The 24,411-nt window shown below is 42.1% G+C and carries 21 protein-coding genes and 1 riboswitch; of the genes, 11 read left to right on the top strand and 10 right to left on the bottom strand.

Translation table 11 applies throughout. The features are described from left to right. Positions 1–208 precede the first annotated feature (208 nt). The 6 genes from mltA (at position 209) to L5B76_RS10815 (ending at position 6,243) form a co-directional block, all read left to right on the top strand. Positions 209–1,327: a murein transglycosylase A gene (gene mltA / locus L5B76_RS10840; protein ID WP_265755430.1), complete on the top strand. Its 1,119-nt coding sequence runs from the start codon at positions 209–211 to the stop codon at positions 1,325–1,327. Continuing rightward, positions 1,327–2,100, top strand: a complete 774-nt coding sequence (gene tcdA, locus L5B76_RS10835; protein ID WP_265755429.1) for a tRNA cyclic N6-threonylcarbamoyladenosine(37) synthase TcdA — start codon at positions 1,327–1,329, stop codon at positions 2,098–2,100. Before mltA ends, tcdA begins: the two co-directional genes overlap by 1 nt. A gap of 101 nt (positions 2,101–2,201) precedes the next feature. Beyond that, the gene (znuA, locus tag L5B76_RS10830; RefSeq protein WP_265755428.1) at positions 2,202–3,227 is read left to right on the top strand and encodes a zinc ABC transporter substrate-binding protein ZnuA; all 1,026 of its coding nucleotides are present in this window, start codon (positions 2,202–2,204) and stop codon (positions 3,225–3,227) included. Between the two features lie 132 nt (positions 3,228–3,359). Beyond that, positions 3,360–5,501, top strand: coding sequence for a bifunctional 23S rRNA (guanine(2069)-N(7))-methyltransferase RlmK/23S rRNA (guanine(2445)-N(2))-methyltransferase RlmL (rlmKL, locus tag L5B76_RS10825; RefSeq protein ID WP_265755427.1), 2,142 nt, complete (start codon positions 3,360–3,362; stop codon positions 5,499–5,501). A gap of 101 nt (positions 5,502–5,602) precedes the next feature. Then, positions 5,603–5,842, top strand: coding sequence for an antitoxin (locus L5B76_RS10820; protein ID WP_265755426.1), 240 nt, complete (start codon positions 5,603–5,605; stop codon positions 5,840–5,842). Further along, complete coding sequence (locus L5B76_RS10815; protein WP_265755425.1) at positions 5,839–6,243, top strand: type II toxin-antitoxin system VapC family toxin; 405 nt, start codon at positions 5,839–5,841, stop codon at positions 6,241–6,243. Before L5B76_RS10820 ends, L5B76_RS10815 begins: the two co-directional genes overlap by 4 nt. Positions 6,244–6,306: 63 nt before the next feature. Here the strand turns inward: L5B76_RS10815 and L5B76_RS10810 are convergent, their stop codons facing one another. The 9 genes from L5B76_RS10810 to L5B76_RS10770 form a co-directional block, all read right to left on the bottom strand. Beyond that, positions 6,307–7,674, bottom strand: a complete 1,368-nt coding sequence (locus L5B76_RS10810) for a hypothetical protein (RefSeq protein WP_265755424.1) — start codon at positions 7,672–7,674, stop codon at positions 6,307–6,309. A gap of 60 nt (positions 7,675–7,734) precedes the next feature. Continuing rightward, the gene (locus L5B76_RS10805) at positions 7,735–9,174 is read right to left on the bottom strand and encodes a phospholipase D-like domain-containing protein (protein ID WP_265755423.1); all 1,440 of its coding nucleotides are present in this window, start codon (positions 9,172–9,174) and stop codon (positions 7,735–7,737) included. 75 nt (positions 9,175–9,249) lie between these two features. Further along, positions 9,250–11,082: an excinuclease ABC subunit UvrC gene (gene uvrC, locus L5B76_RS10800; RefSeq protein WP_265755422.1), complete on the bottom strand. Its 1,833-nt coding sequence runs from the start codon at positions 11,080–11,082 to the stop codon at positions 9,250–9,252. A 69-nt stretch (positions 11,083–11,151) separates the two neighbouring features. Next, positions 11,152–11,919 carry a 3-deoxy-manno-octulosonate cytidylyltransferase gene (kdsB, locus tag L5B76_RS10795; RefSeq protein ID WP_265755421.1) on the bottom strand — a complete coding sequence of 256 codons (768 nt, stop codon included), beginning with the start codon at positions 11,917–11,919 and terminating at the stop codon, positions 11,152–11,154. A gap of 14 nt (positions 11,920–11,933) precedes the next feature. Further along, positions 11,934–12,128: a Trm112 family protein gene (locus L5B76_RS10790; RefSeq protein WP_265755420.1), complete on the bottom strand. Its 195-nt coding sequence runs from the start codon at positions 12,126–12,128 to the stop codon at positions 11,934–11,936. Between the two features lie 71 nt (positions 12,129–12,199). Then, complete coding sequence (gene lpxK / locus L5B76_RS10785) at positions 12,200–13,210, bottom strand: tetraacyldisaccharide 4'-kinase (protein WP_265755419.1); 1,011 nt, start codon at positions 13,208–13,210, stop codon at positions 12,200–12,202. A 60-nt stretch (positions 13,211–13,270) separates the two neighbouring features. Then, positions 13,271–15,019, bottom strand: coding sequence for a lipid A ABC transporter ATP-binding protein/permease MsbA (gene msbA / locus L5B76_RS10780; RefSeq protein WP_265755418.1), 1,749 nt, complete (start codon positions 15,017–15,019; stop codon positions 13,271–13,273). A gap of 60 nt (positions 15,020–15,079) precedes the next feature. Then, positions 15,080–17,515, bottom strand: coding sequence for a DNA internalization-related competence protein ComEC/Rec2 (locus tag L5B76_RS10775; RefSeq protein WP_265755417.1), 2,436 nt, complete (start codon positions 17,513–17,515; stop codon positions 15,080–15,082). A gap of 163 nt (positions 17,516–17,678) precedes the next feature. Continuing rightward, positions 17,679–18,197, bottom strand: a complete 519-nt coding sequence (locus tag L5B76_RS10770) for an REP-associated tyrosine transposase (RefSeq protein ID WP_326938264.1) — start codon at positions 18,195–18,197, stop codon at positions 17,679–17,681. Positions 18,198–18,555: 358 nt separating this feature from the next. On the opposite strand from L5B76_RS10770, the gene L5B76_RS10765 reads away from it, so the two are divergent. The 5 genes from L5B76_RS10765 to L5B76_RS10745 all read left to right on the top strand — a co-directional run bounded on the left by L5B76_RS10765 (position 18,556) and on the right by L5B76_RS10745 (position 23,181). Beyond that, entirely contained in the window at positions 18,556–18,852 is a 297-nt protein-coding gene (locus L5B76_RS10765; protein WP_265755416.1) for a helix-turn-helix domain-containing protein, read from the top strand. 144 nt (positions 18,853–18,996) lie between these two features. Next, positions 18,997–19,091, top strand: a riboswitch (TPP riboswitch). 175 nt (positions 19,092–19,266) lie between these two features. Then, a complete protein-coding gene (gene thiM, locus L5B76_RS10760; RefSeq protein ID WP_265755415.1) occupies positions 19,267–20,067 on the top strand; it encodes a hydroxyethylthiazole kinase in 801 nt (266 codons plus the stop codon). Positions 20,068–20,076: 9 nt separating this feature from the next. Then, on the top strand, positions 20,077–20,895 hold the full coding sequence (thiD, locus tag L5B76_RS10755) for a bifunctional hydroxymethylpyrimidine kinase/phosphomethylpyrimidine kinase (RefSeq protein ID WP_265755414.1): 819 nt from the start codon (positions 20,077–20,079) through the stop codon (positions 20,893–20,895). Beyond that, positions 20,888–21,553: a thiamine phosphate synthase gene (gene thiE, locus L5B76_RS10750; protein ID WP_265755413.1), complete on the top strand. Its 666-nt coding sequence runs from the start codon at positions 20,888–20,890 to the stop codon at positions 21,551–21,553. Before thiD ends, thiE begins: the two co-directional genes overlap by 8 nt. A 254-nt stretch (positions 21,554–21,807) precedes the next feature. Then, on the top strand, positions 21,808–23,181 hold the full coding sequence (locus L5B76_RS10745; RefSeq protein WP_265755412.1) for a Do family serine endopeptidase: 1,374 nt from the start codon (positions 21,808–21,810) through the stop codon (positions 23,179–23,181). A gap of 122 nt (positions 23,182–23,303) precedes the next feature. Here L5B76_RS10745 and prfA read toward each other — a convergent pair whose 3' ends face one another. After that, positions 23,304–24,386, bottom strand: a complete 1,083-nt coding sequence (prfA, locus tag L5B76_RS10740; protein WP_115249422.1) for a peptide chain release factor 1 — start codon at positions 24,384–24,386, stop codon at positions 23,304–23,306. Positions 24,387–24,411 lie beyond the last annotated feature (25 nt).

Raw genomic sequence — 24,411 nt, 5'->3', positions numbered from 1 at the left:
ATTTTTAATGCAAGCCTTAATCCTAAAAAAATGATTTAACTGATAGAAAAATCGGCAATTTGCTGAGTTTCAAGGCAAAATGCACAAAATTTCCACCGCACTTTTCTTGATCTAAAAAATAAAAGAACGCAAAAACTGCTATCACTTTGAGCGGTTTTTTGTTATTTTACGCCGTTTAATTGCAAATGATTTTATTAAGGAACTTCAAATGCCGATGTCTGCAAAATTTTTCAAAAATTGCACCGCACTTTTAGCTATCGCGGTGCTTTCTGCTTGCTCTAGTTCAACCCATAAAACAACCAAAAAAGTGAGCGTTAAAAATACCACTACTGATACCAAAATTTTCGGCGCAAAATATGATGGGCGCACCTATCAGCAACAATTCTTAATGCCAGTTTCCCGCGTAGAAAATCGAAGTGCGGTAATAAATCAAGGGGATTTTTTAACCCAGCTTTCTAATGTACGTCAATATTCTTCACGCTTAACCAATAAATTTGCGGTGAGCTACGGCAAAATCACTAACTGGGTTTTATCGGGCGCAAACGTCAATGAATTATCCAATTTCGGGATTCAGCCAATGATTATGAAAGGGCAAGATGGCTATCAAAACGTGTTGATGACGGGCTATTATTCTCCAGTTATCCACGCGCGCCGTACGCCACAAGGCAAATATAATCAACCCATTTATGCAATGCCAAGCCCATCGCAAAAACGCGTGAGCCGTGCGCAAATTTATGCAGGGGCGCTGCGTGGCAAAGGTTTAGAACTAGCTTACAGCGATTCAATGATCGACAATTTCCTACTCGGCGTGCAAGGCAGTGGCTATGTGGATTTTGGTAACGGCGACTTGAACTATTTCGCCTACGCAGGGCAAAACGGTTTAGATTATGTGGCGGTTGGACGTTTATTGGTGGAAGATGGCGAAATTGCCAGAGAAAAAATGTCTATCCAAGCCATTAAAGATTGGGCAAAGGCGAACCCTTCTCGCTTGCAAGCCTTGCTTGAACGCAACCCGTCCTATGTGTATTTCAAAAATGATCCAACGGGCAAAGTGAAAGGCTCGGCAGGCGTGCCGCTCGTGCCAATGGCATCGATTGCTTCCGATCGCTCACTTATCCCTTCTGGCTCGGTGGTGTTAGTGGAAGTGCCACAAATTGACCGTAAAGGTAACTGGACTGGCGAACACAAATTGCATTTGATGATTGCCTTAGATGTGGGCGGTGCGGTAAAAGGCCATCACTTTGATTTATACCGTGGAATTGGTGATGAAGCGGGGCATATTGCTGGCTTATCAAAACATTATGGACGAGTTTGGTTGTTAAAATAATGACAGCGCGTATTGATAATTATGAACAGCGCTTTGGAGGCATTGCGCGTCTATATTCTGCTGAGGGATTAGCAAGGCTACACCAAGCACATATTTGTGTGATTGGCATCGGGGGAGTGGGATCTTGGGCGGTGGAAGCTCTTGCTCGTTCTGGCATTGGTGAGATTACAATGATTGATATGGACGACATTTGCGTAACCAACATCAATCGCCAAATCCACGCCATTTCTGGCAATGTGGGCAAGTTGAAAACGGAAGTGATGGCAGAGCGTATCGCCTTGATCAATCCCGAATGCAAGGTGCATATTATTGATGACTTTCTTTCCAGCGAAAATTTAGCGGATTACCTCAATCGTGGCTATGATTATGTGATTGATGCCATTGATAGTGTCAAAACCAAAGCTGCGCTGATCGCCTATTGCAAACGCAACAAGATAAAGGTTATCACCGTGGGCGGGGCGGGCGGTCAAACCGATCCAAGTCAAATTCAAATTGCCGATTTAAGTCGCACCATTCAAGATCCCTTGGCTGCTAAAGTGCGGTCAATTTTACGCAAAGATTATCATTTTAGCCAAAATCCTAAACGCAAGTTTGGCGTGGATTGTGTGTTCTCAACCCAGCCATTAATTTTCCCACAGCAAGAAGGAAATTGTGCTGTTTCCGCCACAATGAACTGCGCTAATGGCTTTGGCGCGGCAACGATGATTACCGCAACCTTTGGCTTCTTCGCCGTTTCCCGTGTAATCGAAAAATTATTAATGACAACCACCTAGTTTTCTTATTTTTTAATAAAAAAAAAGATAGCAATTTTTTGCAAAACGATCTAAGCTAAGCCGACAATTTCTGAGAATCATTCTTAAAAATGGGAGCGTTTATGACAACCTTAAATCGTTTATTTAAGCACAGTGCTGTCGCGGCAGCGGTGTTTTCTTTTTCTACTTTGGCAAGTGCGAGCGTGGTTAGCTCCATAAAACCCCTTGGTTTTATTGCCTCCTCCATCGCAGACGGGGTTACGGACACGCAAGTGCTTGTGCCAGCGGGGGCTTCGCCACACGACTATAATCTGAAACCTTCCGATGTGCAAAAATTGAAATCGGCGGATTTGGTGTTATGGGTCGGTGAAGACGCGGACGCGTTTCTTGCCTCATCATTACAAAAAAATGTGGACGCGAGCAAAGTGGTTACGATCGCGAAATTGGCTGGCATCACACCTGATATGCTAGCCAAAGGCGAACATCACCACCACGATCACGACCATCACCACCACGATGGTGAAGATCACGACCACGATCACGAGCATCATCACGATCACGGAAAATCAGAGGCTCACGAGCATCAGCACAATCACGGAACAGATGACGCTCACGACCACGATCACGATGAATTAGAAACCAACTGGCACGTTTGGTATTCACCACGCATTAGCCAAGTGGTGGCTGAAGCGGTGGCAGATAAGCTCACTCAACAATTCCCTGCGAAAAAAGCGCTGATTGAAAAAAACTTAGCCGAATTTAACCGCACTTTGAACGCACAAAATGAGAAAATCAAGCAACAGCTCGCTCCAGTGCAGAAAAAAGGCTTCTATGTCTTCCACGATGCCTATACCTATTTCAACGAGGCTTATGGATTAAACCAAGTGGGCGCGTTTACCATTAACCCATTGGTTGCCCCAGGAGCGAAAAAATTGGCTCACATCAAAGAGGAAATTGAGGAACATAAAGTCGGTTGTTTATTTGCCGAGCCACAATTCACCCCAAAAGTGATTGAAACCTTGCATAAATCAACTGGCGTGAAAGTAGGGCGTTTAGACCCAATGGGCGATGCCGTTGCCTTAGGTAAAGATTCTTACGCCAACTTTCTACAATATACCGCGGACAGTTATTATAACTGCTTGAAATAATAGTGTTTTGTGTTTAGAGCGAACATTAACTGTTCGCTCTTTCTTTTGCCTAAAAATCGAATTAAAATCGACCGCACTTTACGGCTCTGTTATAATCCCGCCATTCTTTTTGATGAAGCACAAGAGATGCCAATGAAAAAATTATTTGCCACCACTTCCCGTGGCTTTGAAGAATTATTAAAAACAGAACTTACTGAATTAGGTGCGAAAGAATGCCAAATCTCCCAAGGTGGAGTGCATTTTTTAGCCGATGATGAAACTTTGTATCGCAGTTTGCTTTGGTCAAGGCTCAGTTCACGAATTTTATTGCCATTAGTGCAAAGCAAAATTTATAGCGATTTGGATCTTTACTCTACCGTCATCGGGCAAAATTGGCTGGATATTTTTGATGAACGCTGCCAATTTGTGGTGGATTTTAACGGCACAAACCGTGAAATTCGTCATACCCAATTTGGTGCAATGCGTGTAAAAGACGGCATCGTGGATTATTTTGAACGCCAAGGCAAAGCGCGCCCGAGCGTGGATAAAGACAATCCTGATATTCGCATTCACGCCTATTTAAACCGTGATGATTTCATTCTTTCCCTTGATTTAAGTGGCGATGCTTTGCATTTGCGTGGCTATCGTGAAGACACAGGCGCTGCGCCATTGCGTGAAACCTTGGCGGCGGCCATTGTGCTGCGTTCTGGCTGGCAACAAGGCACACCGTTAGTTGATCCTATGTGTGGTTCAGGCACATTGTTGATTGAAGCGGCACAAATGGAAGCGAGAATCGCACCACAGCTACACCGCTTACATTGGGGATTTGATTTCTGGAAAGGGCATAATCCGCAGGCTTGGGACAAAGTGAAAGAGGAAGCTATCTCCCTCGCAAAACAAGGTTCAGCACAACTTCAAGCCCATTTTTATGGGGTTGATTTAGATCACCGCGTGTTACAAAAAGCCAAACGCAATGCACAAAATGCAGGCGTTGCCCATTTAATCCAATGGAAACAAGGCGATGTGGCAGCGCTGAAAAATCCAACGGAAGAAAAAGGCACGCTAATTTGTAATCCGCCTTATGGTGAACGCTTAGGCACAACACCCGCGTTAATCGCCCTTTATTCTGTGTTGGGGCAACGTTTAAAACAACAATTCGGTGGTTGGAATGCGTCTATTTTCAGTGGTGAACCTGCGTTGTTAGACTGCCTGCGATTGCGTTCGCACCGCCAATTTAAGGCGAAAAATGGGCCGTTAGATTGCGTACAAAAAAATTATCAGATCGCCGAAAACAAGCACGCACAAATTGAAAGTGCGGTGCAAAATTCGCAAATTTCTTCCGCAGAAAATCCGCCCGTTGCGCAAGATTTCGCTAACCGCTTGCAAAAAAATAGTAAAAAAATCGAAAAATGGGCAAAACAGCAAGGCATTAATGCGTACCGCCTCTATGATGCGGATTTGCCTGAATATAACGTGGCGGTGGATCGTTATTTAGATCATATTGTGGTGCAAGAATACGCCGCACCAAAAAATATTGATGAAAACAAAGCCCGTCAGCGTTTGCTTGATGCGGTAACCGCCACCCTTGCCGTAACAGGCGTGGAAACCAATAAATTGGTGCTAAAAGTTCGCCAAAAACAAAAAGGCACAAATCAGTATGAAAAATTGGCCAACAAAGGCGATTATTTCTATGTGGAAGAATATGGCGCGAAACTTTGGGTAAATTTAACCGATTATTTAGACACCGGGATATTTTTGGATCACCGCTTAACCCGCAAAATGTTGGGTGAAATGGCACAAGGCAAAGATTTCCTGAATTTGTTTGCTTACACTGGCTCTGCCACCGTTCACGCTGCGCTAGGTGGCGCGAAATCCACCACCACCGTGGATATGTCAAACACTTATCTCAACTGGGCAGAACAAAATTTAATTTTAAATGACATCGAAGGCAAACAGCACAAATTAATCCAAAGCGATTGCTTACAATGGCTAGAAAAATGTGATCGCCAATTTGATTTAATCTTTGTTGATCCACCTACTTTTTCTAATTCAAAACGAATGGAAAACAGCTGGGATGTGCAACGCGATCATATTCAATTATTCACCCATTTAAAACGCATTTTACGCCCCAACGGCACCATTGTGTTTTCCAACAATAAACAAAAATTCAAAATGGATTTTGACGGCATCGCCAACCTCGGCCTAAGTGCGGTAGAAATTTCCGCCAAAACCTTGCCATTAGATTTTGAACGTAATAAGCATATTCATAATTGCTGGTTGGTGCGGTGGTTGTAGGATTGATTGAAATATTAGACAAACTAAGCATTGCTTTTTAAATCAACTATGTTATCTTGTATCTACGAAAAATAAGATGTATATACAAAAGGAGCGTCAAGATGATGACAAAAGTTTTTAAAAGTGGAAATAGTCAAGCCGTACGGATTCCTTCAAGTTTTCGTTTAGATGTGGATACCGTAGAGATTCTACAAGGTGAAGATGGTGATATTATTTTACGCCCTTTTAAACCTAAAGCGGATCTAAGCTTTCTTGAATTATTTTCAGGCTTTGATGAAAGTTTTATTGAAGCATTAGAAAATCAGGATATTGCACCGCCACAAGAACGAGAAGAATTATGATCTATATGCTCGATACCAACATTCTGATTTATTTAATGAAGAATAAACCGCTTGCCGTAGCGGAACGCGTAGGACAACTTCTTCCGTCCGATCAACTGGTGATGAGTTTTATCACTTATGCCGAGTTACTCAAAGGTGCAAACGGAAGTTTAAACCCACAAAAAGCATTAGAAAAAATCAGCCAAATCACTCAGCGTATTTCTGTGCTTTACCCCACAGAAAGAATCTGTGAATATTATGGTAAGTTGTCGCATAGGCTAAAAAAGCAAGGCACGCCAATTGGTAATAATGATTTATGGATTGCTTGCCACGCTCTGGCTGTAAATGCAGTGCTAGTTACTCATAATGTAAAAGAGTTCCAACGAATTGAAGAGTTGAATTGGCAAGATTGGGTAAATTAAAGGCTAACTGAGTTAGCCTTTTGTGTGAATCTCAAAATAAAATATCATCTAAGTTATTTTTAACTATGAATTTTCATTTTTAATATGATAATCCATCACTTCTTCAATGCCCTGCACAGAAAGTGCGGTGAAAATTTGTTGAGCTTTTTCATTGTGTGCTAACCACCGCCAATCCCATTTATGTTTAAATTTGTCCAATAAATCAATAGACCAAGGTAAGGCTTTATTACTAGAAAGCCTTTCCCAATCCCAACGTGCTTCAAAACGTTCAATTAACTCCATTGACCAAGGTATGGCTTCATTTCCAGAAAGAGCCTTCCAATCCCAACGATCCTCAAAACGCTCAATTAATTCCATTGACCAAGGTAAGGCTTTATTACTAGAAAGCGAACTCCAATCCCAACGATCTTCAAAACGCTCAATTAATTCCATTGACCAGGGCAAGGCTTTATTACCAGAAAGCTTCCACCAAGACCAACGTTCTTCAAAACGCTCAATTAACGCCATTGACCAAGGTAAGCCTTCATTACCAGAAAGCCCACCATACCAAAACTCATCCCAAACCCACCTTTCTTCAAAACGCTCAATTAACTCCATTGACCAAGGTAAGGCTTTATTACTAGAAAGCGAACTCCAATCCCATTTATGCTTAAATTTGTCCAATAAATCGATTGACCAAGGTAAGGCTTCATTACCAGAAAGCCCACCATTCCAAAACTCATACTCATCCTCATCCCAAACCCACCTTTCTTCAAAACGTTCAATTAACTCCATTGACCAAGGTAAGCCTTCATTTCCAGAAAGAGCCTTCCAATCCCAACGATCTTCAAAACGCTCAATTAATTCCATTGACCAAGGTAAAGCTTCATTACTAGAAAGACCATTTTCTCCCCACCTCCAACGAGCTTCAAAATGTTCAATTAACTCTATTGACCAAGGTAAAGCTTTATTATTAGAAAGCCCAAACCTTCCCCAATTCCAACGATCTTCAAAACGCTCAATTAATTCCATTGACCAAAGTAAGGCTTTATTCCAAGAAAGCTTCTCCCAATCCCAATGTTCTTCAAAACGCTCAATTAATTCCATTGACCAAGGTAAAGCTTTATTATTAGAAAGCCCAAACCATCCCCAATTCCAACGATCTTCAAAACGCTCAATTAATTCCATTGACCAAAGTAAGGCTTTATTCCAAGAAAGCCGTTTCCAATCCCAATACTCTGCATATTTTTCAATAAATTCCACTGTCCATTCTATATGCTCTAAACTGCTAATCAAAGTAGCAGCAGAGCTAAAATCAATAGTTTTTAACAGTTCAATTAAACGCTGTTCATCGCTTTGTTGCAATAATGTGAGAAAGGTTTGGCTTTGTTGGGTGGCTTTGACTAATGCCCCTTGTTTGGGATTGCGTAGGATAATGTCATTTTTGCTCATTGTGGCTGTTCCTGTCCGTTATCACTTATCTGTTACTAAATAATGGAATTGTTTATTTGCTTATGCTTCTATTAATTCGGCAAGCAACTCTTCCCAACGTTGGCGTTCATTTTCTAAATGGGGGCGTTGTTGGTTGAGATAGGTTTCCCAATCTGCTTGTTCTGAGCCTATGCGTTGTAACACATTTAACACAGGGTTTTGCTGAAATGCCTGTAATTCCTGCAAAACTTGATCAATTTTGTAACGCATTTCTGCCACGCTGGAACGCAACACATCTAACTGCTTCAAGGTGGACGAGCGCGTTTGGGAAAAATTACCTGCTTTTAGCGCTTGATATAAGCGCGTGAGCTGTTCAATATCATTGTTATCATAAGCATTTTTCACTTCAATAAACATTTGACTGGCTTGCTCTTTTAAGGCTTCTGGCACTTTGTCTGGGTGGCACAAGGCAGAACATTGGCGGAACAGTTTTTTTAAATTTTTCTGTTGTTCTTTGTTGAGCTGTTGCACTTTTGTTTGTTTGGTTTCTTCAAATTCTTCGGAATAGTCTTCATAGGTTTGCTTGGCTTCTTGTGCTTGCTCTTGCGCGCTGGCTAATTCTTCTTCATCATTCATTTCAGGGTGTTCACGCATTTTTCTTGCTTTTTCTTCATAATAACGTTTTTTCAATGCAAGAATTTGTTGGGTGATGTCGCCTAAAATTTCATATTGCATACGATTAAACAACAAAATATTACGCTCTAAATCCGCTTGTTCATTACTTAGGGATTCAAGGCGTAATTCGAGAATTTTTAGCTCAAAACGCAATTCAACGGCTTCGTAATCTTCACTGACTACAAGTGCGGTGAATTTTTTCAGAAAATCATTGATTTCTTCAATCGCCAGTTGGTATTTGCCTTGTTCCAACAAATGAAGAATATTGCTGAGTTGATAGGCCTCAGCAGCGGGTTTAAGGCGTTTGACTTGGCTGCTAATATCTTCAATTTCATCAAGCAAGATAAAATTTTTGATCATTTCTAAACGTCTGCGCACGGTATCAGAAGAAATTTGTAAGGCATCAGGGGAAACATTGGCAGATGTGAGCTTGGCAAATACTTCTAAGAAATCCTCAACCACAGCAGGCGATTCTGTAATGACGGTAATATTTTCATCATTACTGCGCGCCTGCCTTGTCCAGTTATAAGATCCCGTGATCACCACATTTTTATCAATGACACAAAATTTATTGTGCATTCGGGCGTATTTTTTCGGTTCAATAAAAGTAACCGTGCCTTTTAAATTCTGCAATTTGGCAAAATTTAATCGGTTTGTGCCGCAGTTGATTTCATCATTAATCAGCGCCACACTAACTTTTACCCCTTTCATTGCTCTTTCGCATAAGGCATCAAATAACTGGCGATCGGTAAACCACGCCACCGCCACGTTAATTTCTTGGCTCGCTGATTTCACTTGTTGCAAAATCACCTGATGAATATTTTCAAAATATGCTTTTACGCCCACTTTTTTCTCCGTGTTATTCCGTTAAATTGACAATATTATAAGCAAAAAATTACCCATTTTTAACCTGATGTTGTCCTACTCCCCCTTCATCGCCTCAAAAATTTTCTCTGCAAGAGATTGAGAGATTCCAGGAACAGATGCAATTTCATCAAGGGTGGCTTTTTTCACGCCTTGCATTCCACCAAGGTATTTTAATAGAGCTTGGCGGCGTTTAGCCCCCACCCCTTCAATGGTTTCTAATCCGCTTTGGGTGAAGGCTTTTTGGCGTTTTTTGCGGTGGCCGCTGATGGCGTGGTTATGGCTTTCATCACGGATATGCTGGATTAGGTGCAAGGCAAGGCTGTCTGACGGCAAGTTGATTTCGCGATCTTGCTTGCTGATGATGAGCGTTTCCAAGCCTGCACGGCGATCGACGCCTTTTGCTACGCCGATTAAGTGCGGTCGTTTTTTATCCCATTTTACGTTCAGTTGATCGAACACTTGCAAGGCGCGGTTAAGCTGCCCTTTACCGCCGTCAATAAAGATCACATCAGGAATTTTTTCCGCGTCCAGATCTTTATCGTAACGTTTCAATAAGGCTTGCTCCATTGCGGCATAATCATCCCCGCCCGTAATGCCTGTGATATTAAAACGGCGATAATCAGATTTCAGCGGCCCATCTTGATTGAACACGACACAAGACGCAATGGTCTGTTCGCCCATTGTGTGGCTGATGTCAAAACATTCCATTCGTTGGATTTTTTCAATGCCGAGCAACGCTTGCAACGCTTGGTAGCGTTCGTGGATCAGCGTGGATTGTTTCAGTTGCGTAACCAGCGCGGCTTTCGCATTCATTTGTGCGAGCTGTAAATATTTACTTTTATCCCCTTTAGCGCTGTCTTGAATTTGTACTTTACGCCCTGCTTGTTCAGCGAGCAAGGTTTCTAATTGGGCTTTTTCTGCCAATTTATGATCCACAATAATGGTGTTCGGCACGGTTCGCCCTTGGTGGGCTTGCAAATAAAATTGCCCTACAAACGTGGCGGTGAGTTCGGATAAATCCGTATTGGCTGGCACTTTCGGGAAATAACTACGGTTGCCCAAAATCTTGCCTTGTCGAATAAACAGCACCTGCACGCAAGCAATGCCAAGTTGGTAGGCTATGGCGATAATATCAATATTATCAAGGCGATCATTGCTGACAAATTGTTTTTCGATCACCGCACGCACCGCTTGGATTTGATCCCGTATGCGTGCTGCTTCTTCAAAATTCAACGCTTGGCTCGCTTGCTCCATTTTTGCCACAAGATGATCTAGCACTTGCTGATCTTTGCCTTGCAAGAAAAGGCGCGCAAAATTCACTTGTTGATTGTAATCTTCATCGGAAATATAGCCCGGCACACAAGGGGCGGAACAGCGTCCAATTTGATATTGCAAGCAAGGGCGTGAGCGGTTGCGATAAACAGAATTTTCACATTGCCGTACAGGGAATAATTTTTGCAATAAAGAAAGGGTTTCGCGCACTGCTCCTGCGTTAGGATAAGGGCCAAAATATTCGCCTTGAATTTTTTTGCTTCCCCGATAGGCGGTGATTCTCGGGTGGCGTTCTTTGGTAAGCAAAATATAGGGGTACGATTTGTCATCACGCAATAGCACGTTATAGCGTGGCTGGTAGGTTTTAATATAATTATGCTCTAACAGCAAGGCTTCCGTTTCGCTTGATGTGATGGTGGTTTCAATGCGATGAATACTGGCGACTAAGGCTTCCGTTTTTTTACTGGATAAATTCGCCCGAAAATAACTAGATAAGCGTTTTTTTAAATCTTTGGCTTTGCCCACATAAATAATCTGATCTTTATCGTCATACATACGATAAACACCAGGATCGTGGGTTACGTTAGCGAGAAACTTTTTGGCATCAAAGGTCATTTCTAAAATATTAGGATCTGCTGATAAAAAAGAATGGGCGAAAAATCGCCCAAGGAATAAATCGAAAAATTACGCTAAAATCGCCCGCACTTTTTCTAAATCTTCTGGTGTATCCACGCCTACTGCAGGCACTTCTTTGGCTAAATCAATATGAATTTTTTCGCCATACCACAAGACGCGAAGTTGTTCTAAAGATTCGATATGTTCCAACGCGGTAGGCTGCCATTGGGTATATTGTTTGATAAACCCTGCTCGGTAGGCATAGATCCCAATATGGCGTAAATACGGAGTTTGCAAGGTTAGTTGCGTTTTTTTTGCGTCCGATAAGCCCGCAAACTGGTCGCGATTCCAAGGGATCGGCGCACGAGAAAAATATAATACATTGCCCGATTGATCCGCTACCGCTTTCACCACGTTCGGGTTAAACAACTCTTCCGCCTCATTTAATGGCACAGCAAGGGTTGCCATTTTTACCCCATTATTTGCTAGATTATCTGCCACTTGCTGCACGATCACTGGGGGAATTAAGGGCTCATCACCTTGAATATTCACCACAATTTCATCATCGGCAAGAGCTAATTTCTCCACCACTTCCGCCAAGCGCTCCGTGCCTGAATTGTGATGTTCTGACGTCATACAAACTTCGCCGCCAAAGGCTTGCACAGCTTGCGCCACCGCTTGGTTATCCGTTGCCACCACCACGCGGCTTGCGCCTGATTGCTGTGCTTTTTGCCAAACGTGGGCGATCATTGGTTTGCCTGCAATATCCGCCAAAGGCTTACCAGGTAAGCGGCTTGAAGCAAAACGTGCAGGGATAATTACCGTGAATGTTGCCATTATTCTGCTCCTTCTTATTGCGCTTTTTCTTGTTTCTGGTTTTCTGATTGCAAGGAAATTGCACGCTCCGCTAACAACACAGGAATGCCCTGCTCAATGGGATAAGCCAGTTGTTCAAAGGTGCAAATCAGCTGTTCATTTTCTTTGTCATATTTCAAACGCCCTTGACAAATCGGGCAAGCAAGAATATCGAGTAATTTTTCGTTCATTAAAGTTTCTCCACTTCTTTTCAGAAGGCTATGTTTAACCGCTTCATCTGGCGGTGCATAAAACAGATAAATTAAAGTGCGGTGCTTTTTGGTGCAGTTTTTACTTGTTGGATCAACGCAGCAATAAATTGTTCACTTTGTTCATCATTAATTTCTGCTTCAACAGGCACATACCACCAATTGGGTTGGGCAAAATCTTGGCATTTAACCGCATCTTTTTCGGTCATAAAGAGCGGTTGGTTTTTATCAAATTTTTCAAATAGCGCTAGCTCATAAGCTTGATGATCTTGAAAAGCCTGGCTTTCCACTACATTTATCGCCAACTTTTGCAACATTGAGAAAAAACGCTGTGGGTTGCCAATGCCTGCAATAGCGGTGATGTTTTGTTGGGCAAAATCCTGCAAAGGACGCTTTTCCCCCGTTTGCAAATGAATGGCAACCTGCGGTGTTAATGTCATTACCGTTTGGCTAAAAGGTGTTTCTGCGCCGTTATTGATAATCCAATCGACAGATTTTAAACGGCAAATTGGCTCGCGCAGTGGCCCTGCGGGCAACACAAAACCATTACCAAATTGGCGCTGCGCATCAAGCACCACAATTTCTTTATCGCGTTGCAATTTATAATACTGTAAGCCGTCATCGCTAATAATCACTTGGCAAGGAAAATGCGCGAGTAAATGTTCTATCGCCTGCTGACGATTTGGTGAAATACACACAGGGGCATTAGTGCGTTTAGCAATTAATAAGGGTTCATCGCCTGTTTCCACTGGATCATCGTGGCTTGCCACCAAACGGGGATAACTTTTTGCTTTACTACCATAACCGCGCGAAATCACGCCAACCTGAATGCCTCGTTGCTGTAATTGTTGCACTAGCCAGATGACCACAGGGGTTTTGCCATTTCCACCAACGGATAAATTGCCTACGATCACCACTGGCACTGGCGCTTTGTAAGAAGCCAAAATGCCGCGCTGATATAGCCACGCGCGCAGGCGGGTGATGAGTAAAAATAACAGGGCAAAAGGTGATAATAACCACTTCAGCGCCTTTGCTAAAAGGTTGGATTGATACCACAAATTCATTATCACCTCATCAAAATGGATAGATTGGTGTACGCGGAAAATTCGTACACCAACATAGGATTAATGATTAAATTGCATTTGATGTAGCTGTTTGTAAGCACCATTTAATGCAAGCAACTCTTGATGCGTGCCACGTTCTTTAATTTCACCGTGTTCAATCACCAAAATTTCATCGGCTTTTTCAATGGTGGATAAACGATGGGCAATCACTAAAACCGTACGCTCTTTTTGCAATTCTTCAAGCGCTGCTTGAATTGCACGTTCAGATTCTGTATCCAACGCAGAGGTCGCTTCATCTAAAATCAATACAGGGGAATTACGCAACAAGGCACGCGCAATCGCCAAGCGCTGACGTTGTCCGCCTGATAAACTTGCGCCATTTTCGCCAATCACGGTGTCCAAGCCATCTTCTAATTTTTCAATAAATTCCATTGCGTGCGCCGCTTTAGCCGCTTTAATAATATCTTCACGGCTATATTTATCCGCCGCAGCATAGGCAATATTATTGGCAATGGTATCATTAAACAAATGCACTTGCTGTGATACCACCGCGCAGTTTTCACGCAGATTATTCAGCGTATAATCTTGAATATTCACGCCATCAAGGGTGATTTCCCCTTGTTCAATCTCATAAAAACGCGTAACCAAATTGGCAATAGTCGATTTTCCTGAGCCTGAACGCCCAACCAACGCCACGGTTTTGCCTTGCGGAATTTCAAAGGAAATATGATTTAACGCAGGATGATCTTTGCCTGAATAGCTAAAGGTAACGTCTTTGAAAGCAATATTTCCTTTCGCTTTTTCCACTTCATAAGTGCCGTTGTCTTTCTCAGTTGCCATATCCAAAATAGCAAACAGGGTTTGGCATGCTGCCATACCACGCTGGAATTGCGCATTCACATTCGTTAAAGACTTCAATGGTCGCATCATTGCCAACATTGAAGAAAACACCACCGTGAAAGAGCCTGCCGTTAAGTTTTGGCTCATAATTTCTGGCACTGTTGCCAAATACAACACCGCCGACAAGGCGAAAGACGCAATAATTTGCACCACAGGATCAGAAATGGCATCTGCTACCATCACTTTCATTCCCTTACGGCGCATATCATTACTCACTTTATTAAAGCGTTCTTCTTCAATTTTTTGTCCACCAAAAGAAAGTACCACGCGATGCCCTTTCAGCATTTGTTCTGCGGAAGAGGTCAGCTCCCCCATTGAGTTTTGCATATTTTTACCTAACTCACGGAATTTTTTCGATACCATACGAATCAGCACCGCAATAATCGGCCCAATCACGAAAAGCACCAAAGAAAGCTGCCAACTGGTATAAATCATCACACCAAGTAAAGAGATAATATAAGCCCCCTCGCGCACAATGGTCACCAAGGATCCTGATGAAGAATTGGCGACCTGTTCGCTATCGTAAGTAATGCGCGAAAGCAATTTTCCTGTTGAATTTTGATCAAAAAACGGCACCGGCATATACATTAAATGCCTAAATATAAGGCGTCGCATAGCCATTACCACTTTACCTGACACCCAAGCTAAACAATAAGTGGATACAAAGCTTGTTACGCCGCGCATAATGATGACCAATACCACCACAACCGCCATTAAACGTAAAAAACCCACGTCTGCTTTGCCAAAGCCATCATCAAGCAACGGTTTTAGCATTTGTATTAATGTTGCATCTGCTAGTGCATTGAATACTAAGGTAATTGCTGCGGCAATTAAGCCAGCTTTAAAAGGCGCAATAATCGGCCATAAGCGTTTGAAAGTTTGCAGCGTTGTTAAGTCTTTATCTTGCATAATTGATTCATTTCAGTTAAAAAACTTTGCCATTTTACCCTTATTTTGCCGACAAGCCAATTAATCCCCTATACTTAATCCCCGATACCAAGGGGAAAACTCCGATCTTGCGGTATAAATTTTTATCTGTTCGGGGAAAAATAACAGGCTGATCTGCCCAAAATCTGCCGTATTATACACCGCACTTTGTTGCGCCTTTAGGCGTTCCAACACCACGGAATGGGGGAAATGCCAAGGATTACCACGGCTACTCGAAATCAATGCGATCTTAGGCTGCGTTGTTTTAAGCAAATATTCACTGCTAGAGGTTTTGCTGCCGTGATGCCCCACTTGCAATATCTCTATTTTTCCTGCTAAATCAGCAAATTGCCGTTCTGTTTGGCTATCAGCATCACCAGTTAAAAGCACTTTATACTGCCCATCATCAATCAACAACACGCAAGAATCTGGATTTTCTGCACGCTTGCGAATCTTTTGTGGGGAAAGCGCGGTAATGTGCAATCCTTGCCACTGCCACCGTCGCCCCTGAGTACAAAAAATGCGGTGGTTTTTTGTGTGATTTTTTTCTGATGGCGTGATCAATTCTGCCTGTGGGAACGCCTGTAAAATCGCACTAGCGCCCCCTGAATGATCGTTATCATCGTGGCTTAAAATCAGCTTATCTAGCACGATCCCCTGTCGTTGCAGATAAGGCAAAATCTCTAGCTCCGCCATACTTCCCCCAGGCCAGGCTGCGCCCGTATCATATAAAATGCCACGCTGATTTTTCACCAATAATGTTGCCAAACCCTGCCCGACATCTAGGGTTTCCAATCGCCATTTAGGTGCATTTATCTCTTGCCACGCCAAATTCATCAGCATTATTCCAAGCAACCCAGCAAAAATAGGCTTCATTCTTTTTAAAAATAACGGACTAGGCAATTTTTCTGCATTGAGTGAGATTGTCTTTTTCCCCGCTAAGATCGGATTTTTCGCCACTCTTTGCGGCAATTTTTGCGAAGATTTTTGCAAATAAAACACATACCCCAGCCCCAAAATGAGCAACAAAATGACGACCCATTGCGATTGATTTTCTGACAAATCGATCCAATTCCCTTGCCATTGACTGAGCAACGCCGTGATTTTTTCTGCTAAATAATTCGCCCCTTGCCACGAATTAAACGCCCCTTGGCTCAACACCGCAAACAGCACCATTGGCACAAGACATAAACTGAACACTGGCACGGCTAACAGGTTCGTCATCATTCCAGATAAAGACATTCCGTGAAAAAAATAAAGCTGAATCGGGGTAAATAAACATAACAAACCGAGTTGTAGATGAAACAAGGAAAAAATCCAGCGTAGGATTTTTTTCGCCCACTGATTTTTAATGGGATAAATTTGCCATTGGATTAAATCTAACGGCACAAGTTGATACCACAAAATCAGGCTTGCCACCGCCCCTGCAGAAAGCCAAAAACTAACGGAAAGTAACATCAGCGGATCCCATAAAATAAGCAATGCCACCACACATTGAAAATATTGCCAAGGCGTATAATAACAGCGTAGCACTCGGATCAAACATACCAACCCCAAGGCAAGTAACGCCCTTAATGTAGGAATAGAAAACCCAGCCAACTGGGCATAAATTAAAGCAATAAAAGCGCCGCACAATAATGGCAAAATTGCCCCGATTCGATGCGTGGGCAAGAAAAACTGTGTCGCTCTTGTAATAGCAAAGCCAAGCAACATTGCCAAACCAATATGCAATCCAGAAATAGCAATTAAATGTGCTGTGTTGGTTTTCTGATAAATTTGCCAATGCTCAGTATTAAGCCACGCCCGTTCGCCAAAGCCTAATGCCAACAATAAGCCTTGCATTGGTAAGCCTTGAGTCTGCTGAAAACTGGCCTGCAATAATCGCTCTCGCCACGCAAAATCTTGCGAAATTTGCACCGCACTTTTTACTCTGCCATACGCCGTGATGCCTTGTGAAAAATACCATTTTTGCCGATCAAAGCCCCCTTGATTTAAACGGCTTGATAAGGGTTTGAGCAATAATTCTACCTGCCAAACTTGCCCTGTTTTAATTTGCTCTTTCTCCTTATCTACTGTGTTTTTTTGCCATTGCAAATATATTCGCTGGCTAGGTAAATTTTCTGTCAATTTCCCAGTGGCGATCACAGTTTGATAATCTTGCTGATGTAAGATTTTCTCGATCTTAATTGGAATGCTGATCTTGTTTAAACTCGCGCTCTGCTCCGCTTGGCTCAAAATTTGCAGCGCTTGATGATGAAAATACCCTAGACTCAATACAAAAATCACGCCATAAACCAGCCCTTTTGCGATTTTGTAATAGGCGAAAAGATAAGCTATCAAAACAGCTAAGCTCCCAATTCCCACAGTGCAAAGTATTAACTCAACACCAAGCAACAAGGCTTTCGGCACATAAAGCAAGCTCAAGCCTGCGCCAATCACCAGCCATAAAATCACATCTAATTTAAGCGAAAATTTCATTCCTATATAAGATTAAAAATTACCTTTATAAACAAAAATCGTTGTAAATCGTAGGGTGGGCTTCAGCCCACCATTTTGGATTGAATAACCTTGTCCCCAATTCATAAAAAACGGTGGGCTAAAGCCCACCCTACCCTCTATGCCACTCCGATTACACCTTTTATTAACTACCCCAATTCAATGGAAAAAATCCTCTTTCAACATCTCTTCGAAATGAGGAAAACGGCCAATCTTTGGGGGCATTAACATAACCGTGTTTAACAGGATTGAAATAGATATAGTCTAAATGATTGTTCAAATCTCGTTCATCACGGATACGATGCTCCCAAAATCGTCTTTGCCATATTCCGGCTTCTCGCTTTTTTATGCGACTTTGGTTCTCATTGCGATACGCCGTTGGTAATAATTTCGTAAATATCGTTTTAAAAAAAGCAATACGCTTAGAATAATTATCATCATCCTGTGGTAATTGCATTATGAAATGCAGATGATCAGGTAACACACAAATTGCGATGGTTTCAAAGGGATACCTTCTCACTGTTTCTTGATAGGCTTGCCGTAATTTTTCTATATGCTGAGTAAGGTAACATTTTGTACGATCTTGCAATGTTAATGTAAAAAAATAACACGCGCCTTTTGTAAAATCTCTCCGATAATTTGGCATTATTTCTGACTCTCTCATAAGAAACGTAGAAACGTAGGGTGGGCTTTAGCCCACCATTTGGGATTGGATAACTTTGGCATTGACAACCTTGATAAAAATGGTGGGCTAAAGCCCACCCTACACCTACTACGCCTACAATTAAAAATAAAAATATGATGAAAAAAGCACCGCACTTTCGCAATCTTATTAAACAATTTTTGCGATCTTGCTCGCAAAACGAAAAAATACTTTGTGCAAAATGCGGAAATTCTGAGTGGTGAGATTGTGTTTCTGTTTATTTCTTTGTAAAGTAAATTAATTGCTTAGTATATTTTAGATAGATATATTCTCAGCTAATCAAAGTTGTCAAAGTTTTTATATAGAATAGAGATGTATTATGTGTATTGGTCATCGTTTAAAAGAAGAAAGACAGAGAATGGGGTTAACTCAAAGAGCATTTGCAAAATTAGGAGGCGTTAGATCACAAGCTCAGTTCAAATATGAGCATGATCGAATTATGCCTAGAGTCGACTATTTAATAAAGCTAGGATTAGAGGGAGTTGATATTAATTATATACTTTTTGGAGAAAGAGGGATTATAGCAATAAATAATGAAGAGAGGCGTTTATTAGATTTATTACGAAGATCAAAGGATATAAGAAATTTTATCCTACATGGAGTAAATTATTTTTAAATAAGTAGAAAGTTAATTAGAGCTATAACTAAATCACATTTGAAAAGTTACTAAAAAATTTTATATAAGTATCTTCAAGGAGATACAATCAAGAGTTATCAAAAGACTATTAGACTCTTACAGAGAAATTGCGATGTTATAAGCCATTAATAGTCGGGGTGCTGCCTTGTGTAGCTGAGATAATACCCGTTGAACCTGATCCAGTTAGCACTGACGTAGGAAACTTATTATGAAAACGCTTTTTGTAAAAAATCTGTCTATTTTTGACCGCACTTTATTCTTCCCTTTTCTATTTTCAAATCGTCATTCCACAACATCATTCCCTATCACATTGATTTTATAGATGATTTTTTATTATAAAGGCAATGGGACTGGGCTTTTTTTACGCTTGATTTTTATTCATAGGAGAAAAAAATGGACTTTAATTTAATCACGAAAATTCGCCAAACCAATCCTTTAATCCACAACATCACCAACATTGTGGTGGCAAACTATGTAGCGAATGGGTTGTTAGCCTTGGGTGCATCACCAATTATGGCGGATGCCGAAGAAGAAATGGCGGATCTTTCCCAATTTAGTTCAGCCTTGGTAATTAACATTGGTACGCTCGATCCTTTCAAAGTAAAAGCAATGTTGGCGGCTGGCAAAGCAGCGAATAAAGCCGGTATTCCTGTGGTGCTTGATCCTGTGGGCGTGGGGGCAACGCAATACCGCAAGGACGTGGTGGCCGAATTACTGAGCAAGGTAAAATTCACCGCCATTCGTGGCAATGCCGGGGAAATCGCCCAGCTAGCAGGAGTGAATTGGGCGGCGAAAGGCGTGGACGCAGGGCAAGGCGAAGGCGATGTAAAACAAATTGCAAAACTGGCTGCGCAACGTCATCAATGTGTTGTGGCAGTGAGCGGTGCGATAGATTACATCAGTGATGGCGTGCAAGTTGCAGCCATTGATAACGGCACGCCAATGTTTCCTAAAATCACGGGGTCAGGCTGTTTGCTTGGCGCGGTGTTAGGGGCATTTTCAGCGGTCGATCCAAACCAACCTTTTAATGCGGTAGTGCAAGCCAGTACGGCCTATGCGGTGGCAGGGCAACTGGCAGCGAAAGACTTAGGAAGCACAAAATATGGGCAATTTTACACCGCACTTTTAGATCAGCTTGGCGAGCTAAGTGATCAACAAGTGGCACAATTCGCACAGGTTCTCATAGAAAAATAAGGATCAACAATGACTCATATTGCACAAGCCCTGACCATTGCTGGCTCAGACAGCGGCGGCGGTGCGGGTATTCAAGCGGATCTGAAAACCTTTCAAATGCGTAATGTATTTGGAATGAGCGTAATTACCGCCGTTACCGCACAAAACACCTTAGGCGTAACGGATATTCATTTGATTCCCCTTAGCACCATTGAAGCGCAACTCAAGGCAATTGTGGCAGATTTCACGCCCAATGCGGTAAAAATTGGTATGCTCGGCACGGCTGAAATTATCCAAACCGTGGCCGCTTTTTTGCGTCAGCACCCATTTACGAATGTGGTTATCGATCCTGTGATGATCGCCAAAGGGGGCGCGAGTTTATTGGAGCAATCGGCAATTCAAGCGATGCGTGAGCAACTATTGCCTTTAGCCGATGTACTAACGCCAAATCTGCCTGAAGCAGAAGCCTTAACAGGATTGAAAGCTGAAGATCAGCGCAGTATTACGCAAATTGCTGAACGTTTACAACAAATGGGCGCAAAAACCGTGATTATAAAAGGTGGCCATCAGCAAAATAGCAAAAGTGCGGTATGCCAAGATTTTATTTTCACGCCGACAACATCTTTTGTCTTGGAAAGCCCACGTTTTAACACGCCACATACCCACGGCACAGGCTGCACCTTTTCCGCTTGCTTAACCGCTGAACTTGCCAAAGGACAATCATTAGCGCAAGCCTGCAAAACTGCCAAAGCCTTTATTACAAGTGCGATCACTCATCCTTTAAATATCGGACACGGACACGGCCCAACCAATCACTGGGCTTATTCACAGGAGCAAAAAAATGGATAAATCAATTTTACGCTGTTATTTAGTGGCAGGTACGCAAGATTGCCGTCATCTGCCACAATATGATGCAAGCCAGCCACAACAAACTCTGTTAGAGCGTTTAGAACAGGCGTTAAAGGCCGGCATTACTTGTTATCAATTTCGTGAAAAAGGGCAATTTTCCTTGCAAGATCCGCAACAAATTGAGCAACTTGCCCGCCAATGCCAAGATTTATGTAAACAATATAATGTGCCTTTTATTATGAATAATGATGTTCAACTCGCAGAAAAATTGCACGCAGACGGCATTCACGTTGGGCAAAAAGATACGCCTGTAGAACAATTAGCCCAACAAATTGAAGGCAAAATGTTAATTGGCTTATCCGTCAATACCTTGCAACAAGCTCAACGCCATAACGCCTTTCTCGGCGTGAATTACTATGGCTGTGGGCCAATTTTTACCACATTTTCTAAAGAAGATCCGTCCCCTGTTGTGGGCATTCACTTTATTTCCACCTTGCGCCAACAAGGCATCAATAAGCCTTTGGTTGCCATTGGTGGAATAAAAACAGAACAGGTTCCCGCTCTATTACAAGCAGGTGCTGACGGTGTCGCGGTGATTTCCACCATTATGCAAGCAGAAGATGTCGCCGCTACGGTACAAAAAATTTTGGCAAAATAACACCGCACTTTTTACATAAAATAATACTAGATGGGTGCAAATTAGCTAAGATCTAGTGCTTAGGATCTTTCTTTGTTAAAAAAGAAAATTTTGCACCTTGTTTTCGAACAATTTTCTATTTCCTTTGTCTTAAGCTGAACAATGAACAAATTTCTTACGAAAAATAATCAGCAAAAGTGCGCCATTTTCTCTTTAAAAACGAAAATTTGTTCATATCTTAAAATGACAACTTAGTAACGAAATGGAGAAATTAAGTGAAAAGAAAACATTTTTTATTGAGCAGTATTGCATTAGGTTTAAGTGTATTAAGCACGTCAATGGTGGCTCAAGCGAGCTTACCAACACAAGTGGAAGGCCAAGCTGTACCAAGTTTAGCACCAATGTTGCAACGTGTTCTGCCAGCGGTAGTATCTATTGCGGTGGAGGGCAAACAAAAATCACGCTTCCAAAATGATGATATTCCAGAAGAATTTAAATTTTTCTTTGGCCCTGATGTTTTTAGTAATAATTCACCGCGTAACTTTAAAGGTATTGGTTCTGGGGTGATTATTAATGCGGAAAAAGGCTATGTGCTAACCAATAATCACGTTATTGATCAAGCGGATAAAATCACCGTAAAACTTGAAGATGGGCGTGAATTTAAAGCCAAACTTGTGGGTGCAGATGAGCTTTCTGATGTGGCATTATTGGAGTTAGAAAATCCAAAAAATCTCACCGCAGTTAAGATGGCGAACTCTGATCAATTACGCGTAGGTGATTTTACTGTGGCGATTGGAAATCCTTTCGGATTAGGACAAACTGTTACTTCTGGCATTGTTTCAGCGCTTGGGCGTTCCACTGGTTCCGAACGTGGTAGCTATGAAAATTACATTCAGACTGATGCCGCCGTAAACCGTGGTAATTCAGGTGGCCCATTGCTCAACTTAAACGGTGAATTAATTGGTATTAATACTGCAATTATTTCACCAAGTGGTGGTAATGCAGGGATCGCCTTTGCTATTCCAAGTAATATGGCAAATAACTTAGTAAACCAAATTTTGGAATTTGGTGAAGTTCGCCGTGGTTTATTAGGTATTAAAGGCGCGGAATTAAATGCAGATCTGGCAAAAGCCTTAAAACTTAGCACTCAACAAGGGGCATTTGTGAGTGAAGTGTTGCCTGATTCAGCCGCAGAAAAAGCTGGCATTCAAGCGGGCGATGTCATTACCGCAATGAATGGTCAAAAATTAGCAAGTTTTGCAGAATTGCGCGCTAAAATCGCAACCACTGGCGCAGGCAAAGAAATTGAGCTGACTTACTTGCGTGATGGTGATAGCAAAACCGCTAAAGTTACCTTACAAACCGATGAGCAAGCCAAAGCCAGTGCAGACAATGTTCTTCCAGCCTTAGAAGGTGCTGAGCTAAGTAACTACAACGAAAAAGGGCAAAAAGGCGTGGCGATCAGCAAAGTTAAGGATAACTCTCTGGCTCAACGCTTAGGCTTAAAAGACGGTGATGTGATTATCGGCATAAACCGCTCTCCAGTTGAGAGCCTAGACCAACTGCGTAAATCACTCAAAGATAAACCTTCTACTATCGCGTTAAATATTTTGCGTGGCAAAACCAACTTTTATTTGTTGGTGCAATAAAAATTAAGGTAAAACAAAAGGCTTGATGTGAAAATCAAGCCTTTTTTATTATATTAAGTTACAGTATTTTTTCTCGTTTTTATACCGCACTTTTCTTTTTTCTTAGCGAATTAACTGGCTAATTATCCTTGATCTGATAACGCTGCAAGCTGATCAGCTTGGTATTCGGTGATGATTGGTTGGATTAATTCGTCCATTTTGCCGTTCATCACTTCATCTAAGCGATAGATTGTTAGGTTGATGCGGTGATCGGTAACACGGCCTTGTGGATAGTTATAGGTACGGATTTTATCCGAACGATCGCCCGAGCCTAACAAGTTGCGGCGTGTGTCGGCTTGCTCCGCGGCTTGGCGCTCTTGCTCTGCTTGCACAATGCGAGAAGCTAGCACTGACATTGCTTTGGCTTTGTTTTTATGTTGTGAACGCTCTTCTTGACATTCCACTACAATGCCTGTTGGAATATGGGTGATTCGCACCGCTGAATCGGTAGTATTAACGTGCTGACCGCCTGCACCTGATGAACGATAAGTATCAATGCGCAAATCCGCTGGGTTAATTTCTGGCAATTCGCTTTCTGGCAATTCTGGCATGACCGCCACGGTACAAGCGGAAGTATGAATTCGTCCTTGCGATTCCGTTTTTGGCACGCGTTGAACTCGGTGTCCGCCTGATTCAAATTTTAACTGACCATACACATTTTCACCACTGATTTTGACGATCACTTCTTTATAACCGCCCTGCTCGCTTTCATTCGCACTGAGCATTTCCACACGCCAACGCTTACTTTCCGCATAGCGGCTGTACATACGGAATAAATCACCTGCGAAGATCCCTGCTTCATCACCGCCCGTTCCTGCGCGGATTTCTAAATAGCAGTTATATTCGTCATTAGGATCTTTCGGCAGTAATAAAATTTGTAATTGCGCTTCTACTTGCTCAATTTCGGTTTTGCATTCTTCAATTTCTTCTTGTGCCATTTCACGCATACTTGGATCATCGAGCAATAATTCAGCTTCTTCCATATTGCTATTTAACTGTTTCCAGCGTGCAAAGCATTTCACCACATCTTCAAGTTGGGCATATTCTTTTGAATAGGCACGAAATTTTTCTTGATCGCTAATGACTGAGGCATCACCAAGCAAGGCTTCTAGCTCTTCGTGGCGTTCATTTAAACTATCTAATTTACTGATAATAGAGGGTTTCATTGATTACCTTTGTTCTATTTGTTAA

It is taken from the genome of Avibacterium sp. 21-594 (genome assembly GCF_026226815.1).
Classification (GTDB): Bacteria; Pseudomonadota; Gammaproteobacteria; order Enterobacterales; family Pasteurellaceae; genus Avibacterium; species Avibacterium avium.
This window is presented reverse-complemented; position numbering and strand designations above follow the sequence as displayed.

Excerpts from the sequence above, each read along its gene's own strand:
- mltA (WP_265755430.1), top strand. The coding sequence starts at position 209 with ATGCCGATGTCTGCAAAATTTTTCAAAAATTGCACCGCACTTTTAGCT.
- tcdA (WP_265755429.1), top strand. The coding sequence starts at position 1,327 with ATGACAGCGCGTATTGATAATTATGAACAGCGCTTTGGAGGCATTGCG.
- znuA (WP_265755428.1), top strand. The coding sequence starts at position 2,202 with ATGACAACCTTAAATCGTTTATTTAAGCACAGTGCTGTCGCGGCAGCG.
- rlmKL (WP_265755427.1), top strand. The coding sequence starts at position 3,360 with ATGAAAAAATTATTTGCCACCACTTCCCGTGGCTTTGAAGAATTATTA.
- L5B76_RS10820 (WP_265755426.1), top strand. The coding sequence starts at position 5,603 with ATGATGACAAAAGTTTTTAAAAGTGGAAATAGTCAAGCCGTACGGATT.
- L5B76_RS10815 (WP_265755425.1), top strand. The coding sequence starts at position 5,839 with ATGATCTATATGCTCGATACCAACATTCTGATTTATTTAATGAAGAAT.
- L5B76_RS10810 (WP_265755424.1), bottom strand. The coding sequence starts at position 7,674 with ATGAGCAAAAATGACATTATCCTACGCAATCCCAAACAAGGGGCATTA.
- uvrC (WP_265755422.1), bottom strand. The coding sequence starts at position 11,082 with ATGACCTTTGATGCCAAAAAGTTTCTCGCTAACGTAACCCACGATCCT.
- kdsB (WP_265755421.1), bottom strand. The coding sequence starts at position 11,919 with ATGGCAACATTCACGGTAATTATCCCTGCACGTTTTGCTTCAAGCCGC.
- L5B76_RS10790 (WP_265755420.1), bottom strand. The coding sequence starts at position 12,128 with ATGAACGAAAAATTACTCGATATTCTTGCTTGCCCGATTTGTCAAGGG.
- lpxK (WP_265755419.1), bottom strand. The coding sequence starts at position 13,210 with ATGAATTTGTGGTATCAATCCAACCTTTTAGCAAAGGCGCTGAAGTGG.
- msbA (WP_265755418.1), bottom strand. The coding sequence starts at position 15,019 with ATGCAAGATAAAGACTTAACAACGCTGCAAACTTTCAAACGCTTATGG.
- L5B76_RS10775 (WP_265755417.1), bottom strand. The coding sequence starts at position 17,515 with ATGAAATTTTCGCTTAAATTAGATGTGATTTTATGGCTGGTGATTGGC.
- L5B76_RS10770 (WP_326938264.1), bottom strand. The coding sequence starts at position 18,197 with ATGAGAGAGTCAGAAATAATGCCAAATTATCGGAGAGATTTTACAAAA.
- L5B76_RS10765 (WP_265755416.1), top strand. The coding sequence starts at position 18,556 with ATGTGTATTGGTCATCGTTTAAAAGAAGAAAGACAGAGAATGGGGTTA.
- thiM (WP_265755415.1), top strand. The coding sequence starts at position 19,267 with ATGGACTTTAATTTAATCACGAAAATTCGCCAAACCAATCCTTTAATC.
- thiD (WP_265755414.1), top strand. The coding sequence starts at position 20,077 with ATGACTCATATTGCACAAGCCCTGACCATTGCTGGCTCAGACAGCGGC.
- thiE (WP_265755413.1), top strand. The coding sequence starts at position 20,888 with ATGGATAAATCAATTTTACGCTGTTATTTAGTGGCAGGTACGCAAGAT.
- prfA (WP_115249422.1), bottom strand. The coding sequence starts at position 24,386 with ATGAAACCCTCTATTATCAGTAAATTAGATAGTTTAAATGAACGCCAC.